The 3,523-nt window shown below is 65.4% G+C and carries 9 protein-coding genes; 4 read left to right on the top strand and 5 right to left on the bottom strand.

Translation table 11 applies throughout. The features are described 5' to 3' along the window. The 5 genes from MKK75_RS00805 to MKK75_RS00825 all read right to left on the bottom strand — a co-directional run. Nucleotides 1-249 (bottom strand): hypothetical protein (locus MKK75_RS00805; RefSeq protein ID WP_244040735.1); only part of this gene is annotated, 249 nt, incomplete at its 3' end. Beyond that, the gene (locus MKK75_RS00810; RefSeq protein WP_244040736.1) at nucleotides 249-506 is read right to left on the bottom strand and encodes a hypothetical protein; all 258 of its coding nucleotides are present in this window, start codon (nucleotides 504-506) and stop codon (nucleotides 249-251) included. The genes MKK75_RS00810 and MKK75_RS00805, both read right to left, overlap by 1 nt. Beyond that, the gene (locus MKK75_RS00815) at nucleotides 506-778 is read right to left on the bottom strand and encodes a hypothetical protein (protein ID WP_244040737.1); all 273 of its coding nucleotides are present in this window, start codon (nucleotides 776-778) and stop codon (nucleotides 506-508) included. The genes MKK75_RS00810 and MKK75_RS00815 overlap by 1 nt, the downstream gene beginning before the upstream one ends. Continuing rightward, complete coding sequence (locus MKK75_RS00820) at nucleotides 775-1,002, bottom strand: hypothetical protein (RefSeq protein WP_244040738.1); 228 nt, start codon at nucleotides 1,000-1,002, stop codon at nucleotides 775-777. Before MKK75_RS00820 ends, MKK75_RS00815 begins: the two co-directional genes overlap by 4 nt. Nucleotides 1,003-1,289: 287 nt before the next feature. Next, complete coding sequence (locus MKK75_RS00825) at nucleotides 1,290-1,556, bottom strand: helix-turn-helix domain-containing protein (RefSeq protein WP_244040739.1); 267 nt, start codon at nucleotides 1,554-1,556, stop codon at nucleotides 1,290-1,292. Between the two features lie 199 nt (nucleotides 1,557-1,755). On the opposite strand from MKK75_RS00825, the gene MKK75_RS00830 reads away from it, so the two are divergent. The 4 genes from MKK75_RS00830 to MKK75_RS00845 form a co-directional block, all read left to right on the top strand. Beyond that, nucleotides 1,756-2,268, top strand: a complete 513-nt coding sequence (locus tag MKK75_RS00830; protein WP_244040740.1) for a TraY domain-containing protein — start codon at nucleotides 1,756-1,758, stop codon at nucleotides 2,266-2,268. Between the two features lie 134 nt (nucleotides 2,269-2,402). After that, nucleotides 2,403-2,642 carry a hypothetical protein gene (locus tag MKK75_RS00835; RefSeq protein ID WP_244040741.1) on the top strand — a complete coding sequence of 80 codons (240 nt, stop codon included), beginning with the start codon at nucleotides 2,403-2,405 and terminating at the stop codon, nucleotides 2,640-2,642. Next, entirely contained in the window at nucleotides 2,642-3,295 is a 654-nt protein-coding gene (locus MKK75_RS00840; protein WP_244040742.1) for a hypothetical protein, read from the top strand. Before MKK75_RS00835 ends, MKK75_RS00840 begins: the two co-directional genes overlap by 1 nt. A 2-nt stretch (nucleotides 3,296-3,297) precedes the next feature. Then, the coding region (locus MKK75_RS00845) for a hypothetical protein (RefSeq protein WP_244040743.1) at nucleotides 3,298-3,523 on the top strand (226 nt) is incomplete at its 3' end.

A 3,523-nucleotide genomic window follows, 5' to 3' on the forward strand; every position in this document is an offset into this window, starting at 1 on the left:
TCGATCCAGCACGACCGCGAGCGGCCCGCTGAGCACCGAGACCGGGATGCCATGGTGCCGGGCGGAGTAGGCCCGCGCGTCCCGGAGCGCGTGCTCCTTGTCCGGTGTGCGCTCCAGAGCGACGTAGCGGCCGCAGGGCAAGAGAAGCCAGCTAATCCACACGCCCGCGGTCGGGCAGACGATCACCTCGACGGCGACCGGCGTGCGTTGGGTGGACATGGGCGAGGGGAAGGCGACGACGGATCCCATCAGGCGCCCCCGCCGTGGAAGGTGCCGCCGATCTCCTCGGCGAGCTGCTGGCCCGCACGGACCGCCTCGGCGCGGTCCGTGAATTCGCCATGGCTGCCGGCCGAGCCGCCAGACGGCGACTCGTCGTAGACAGTCCAGCCCTGGTGCGGCGGGGCGCCGAACGGGACGAGGAACACGTCGGCACCCCACGGGGCGCGCGGCAGCTTGGGGCGGGCGCTCGGCGCCGGCCGGGGCCCGAAGGTGAGGACGCGACCCATTAGGCGGCCTCCTCCTTCCGGTCGCGCGCTGCGAAGGCACGGCACCAATGGTCGGCGGCGACCACCGGCCAGACGGCGTTGTCGCCTGCGATGGCTTCGGGATTGATGGTCGGCGGCGCGGCTCGGCACTGGCCGGTCGGCTTGCGGCCGATGACCACGAACCCGCGCGGGCCGTCCTGTCCGACGGCGATGCTGTCCCATGCATTCCAGGCCGTGCAGTTCGCGCAGGCGAGCGCCCCAGCGGGCGGGCAGAGGATGCGGGGATGCGTCATCGGCCGCCCCCATCCTGCCGAGCGGGCCGAAGGGCCTGAGCCGTCGAGGCGGCCGACGCGAGAGCCTTGGCGGCGCAATTCAGGCTGTAGGCCGCGCCTCGAACGTCGCGGATCAACGCGAATTCGGCGGCGTTCCTGGCGTAGCTCTCTGCGACGCTGGCGGCCTCGGCCACCGCGTCGAAGGTGAGGGCGTCAGTCGGGGTGATGGTCGCGGGCACCCTCATGCTCGGGCGCTCCAATGATCGAGGCGAGGGAACGCCAGCTCGGCAATCGCCGCGGCAGTGGCGGGCGGTAATCCGAAGCGCTGGGCGAGATGAAGGTCTTGTCGGAGCGCGGTGGCTACGGCATATGTCTCGTTGCGTGCTGCCAAGAACGCATTTTCGAGACCCGCCGACGTTGCCACCCGCGACGTTGCGCGGGTCTTTCGCATTTCAGGTGTCCTGCTGCTGAGTGCGCCGGCCGCGTCGGCGCGGGAGGGCGGCCCGCGGGGATCGCCCGCAGATGGCGGGGATCAGGCGGCGAGCGAGAAGCCACGGCTGAGGGTCTGCCAGAGCCACGCAGTCGAGACGCGGTGTTGGCCGCACACCGAAATCGTCGGGATGTCTCCAGACCGACGGGCTTTGTAGGAAGTGTTCTTTCCAACTCCGAGAAGCCGCCCGGCCGTTACGAGGTCGGTCGTCGGCTGCTGGAAAATCTTACGGTCTGCCTCGCTCAACATTGCGAGGAACGGATCGGCAGCGATCGAAAGAGCCGCTGCGCTGGTCGCTGTCTCAAGCATCCTGATGTAGCTCCTGATCGTGTTATGCGATCACGCCTAAAACCAAGATAGCCCATACGATCCCCTTGGCAAGGGGTTTTTGTCGTGCCAACATAACAACGATTGGTACGGACGGGGACGAGCAGTGACGGATCAGGAACCGCAGCGAAAAAAAGGTGGGCGTCCTCGGAAGCATTCGCCGGAAGCTAAGCGTCCGACGATGGCGTTCCGCATGGGGTCGCAGCTTCACGAACGTCTAATCGCTTCGGCTGAGGCCAACGAGAGGTCGCTGAGCGAAGAAATTGAGCGCAGGCTTGAGGACAGTTTTGGCGAGCAAGAGCGACTGATAGATCGATTTGGGGGCCCGGAAAATCTTAATCTGCTGACAACTATTGCCTCAGCTTGGAAGCTAATCGAAGTTATGTCTAGGCAAAAATGGACACAAAGTCAGGATGTATTGAACGCGATGCGCGTTGCTGCGTCCGACGTTATGGCTATGGTCAAGCCGATAGACGACAGAGACCCTGCAAACTACGTCCCTGGGGGTGCTTTGGCAGCTCTGGGGGAGCCGTACAGGCACTATCAAACCATCGGGAAGCTCGGGGCGGCGTCGGCGGCTTACGCCGTCGCGCTCGCGAAGCGAATTGATGTCAGCGATGAGATTTCAGAAGCCATCGTGAAATCTGCGATGGATTTTGGCAGACGGAACGAAGCAGTCGAGTCGAAGCAGTGAGCCATGCGTCTCAGACACGACTTGTTTGGGATAAGTTGGTTCGCGTCATTAATGTTTGGGCTAGATAAATACTAATCGGCAATTTTCAATTGAGAGCCATATTCCTGTGACGCGCAAGACATAGGACCGACTTCGTGCGTTACTGCCTCGACAACATCGAGGCACCGCACATGCGCTGCAAGTTCCCTACTCACCTCTACATCCGCGTGGATCGCGATCTGCGCGCCGCTCTGAACGACGGCGCCAAGGCTTCCGGCGAGAACGTGTCGACCTTCGCTCGGCGCACGCTGCGCGCGGCCGTCGGCACGCCCGATCGCGACCCGCCCCCGCCGGCCGCGCCTGGCGCACGCCAGCCGATGCAGGCTGCTGCGTGATGAGCGGCCCCGCCGATCTCCCCGAGGGGTTCGAGCTCGACGTGGCGCCTCCGTCCGCCGAGGAACGGACGCTCGGCGACGTGCTGCAGGTGGCCGAGACCCCGCAGGATGTCCTCCAGGAGTACATCGACACGGTTCTACAGGAGGTGTCCGAACCGGGCACCCCGGGCCTGGCGCAGGTCGTCACCTCCGATCCGCTCGAGGTTGTGCGCAGCGTCGTTCGCGACGATGTCGGGCGCAACGTCGGGCATTTCCCCATGTGGGTCCGGTTCTGGCGCGAGGATCTGCGGCGCAGCCTCCTCGTCGCCCTGCACTCGCCCAACCCCTACGGTGAGGTCGATCTCGTCATCGTCGCCCATCGCGGCGTGCTGAACCGGACGGTCCTGCGGGCCTTGTTTCGCTGGGCGTTCTATGCCGCCAACTGGTCGCGCGTCGTTGCCCGGGTGCCGGCCGACCGCCCGGATCTGGCGGACCTCCTGCGCCGCACCGGCTTCAAGCACGAAGGGCTCGCCCGCGGCGGCCTCAACGGCGCCGACGCTCAGCTTTGGGCTCTGACCGCGCAAGACGCCCTCTGGATCATGCCCCGCTCGATGCGCCGTCCCAAGCCGGCCGAGCGCGGCATCCCCATGCCCGACCCGCTGAAGGTGCACTGATTATGGGTATCTTCGACTCGATTACGGTCGGGGCCGCGACGACCGCCTACAAGAACAACATGCAGACCATCAACACGGCTCTGAACCAGCAGAGCACAGCGCTCGGCGACAACTACACGCAGGCCGACAACTACCTGCTCGGTCAGGGCCTCAGCGCCCTCCAGGCCGGTTACGGCGCCGGTGGTCAGTTGCTGGCGACGGGTTATGGCGATCAGAGACTTGATATAA

The organism is Methylobacterium sp. J-030 (assembly GCF_022829545.1).
Classification (GTDB): Bacteria; Pseudomonadota; Alphaproteobacteria; order Rhizobiales; family Beijerinckiaceae; genus Methylobacterium.